This window comes from Isoptericola haloaureus, assembly GCF_036689775.1.
Taxonomy (GTDB): Bacteria; Actinomycetota; Actinomycetes; order Actinomycetales; family Cellulomonadaceae; genus Isoptericola; species Isoptericola haloaureus.
Genome location: NZ_JBAGLP010000115.1, coordinates 1 through 344 on the forward strand (window position 1 = coordinate 1; position 344 = coordinate 344).

The window sequence follows — 344 nt, forward strand, 5'->3', positions numbered from 1 at the left end:
CGACCTGGTCCGGGGCGCGATCGGTGCCGTGGTGCTCGTGGACACCGACCGCCTCGAGCAGTGCTTGCCGGCCATCGGCTACTTCGAGGCGCGCGGCGTCCCGTTCGGCGGGGGCGTCAGCTGCTTGCCGGGCGTGGCCCAGCACCGCCTCGAGGCCGTGCGGGAGGCGCTGCAGATCCCGCCGCACGTGCCGATGCTCTCCCCCCCCGCGCCCCCCCCCCCCGCCCCCCCCCCCCCCCCCCCCCCCCCGCCCCCCCCCCCCCCCCCGCCGCCCCCCCGCCCCCCGCCCCCCCGCCCCGCCCGCCCCCCCGCCCCCCCCCCCCCCGCCCCCCGCCGCGCCCGCC

The 344-nt window shown here is 85.2% G+C and carries 1 protein-coding gene; it reads right to left on the bottom strand.

Translation table 11 applies throughout. The features are described 5' to 3' along the window. The coding region (locus V5O49_RS05440) for a hypothetical protein (RefSeq protein WP_332901342.1) at positions 1-187 on the bottom strand (187 nt) is incomplete at its 3' end. Positions 188-344 lie beyond the last annotated feature (157 nt).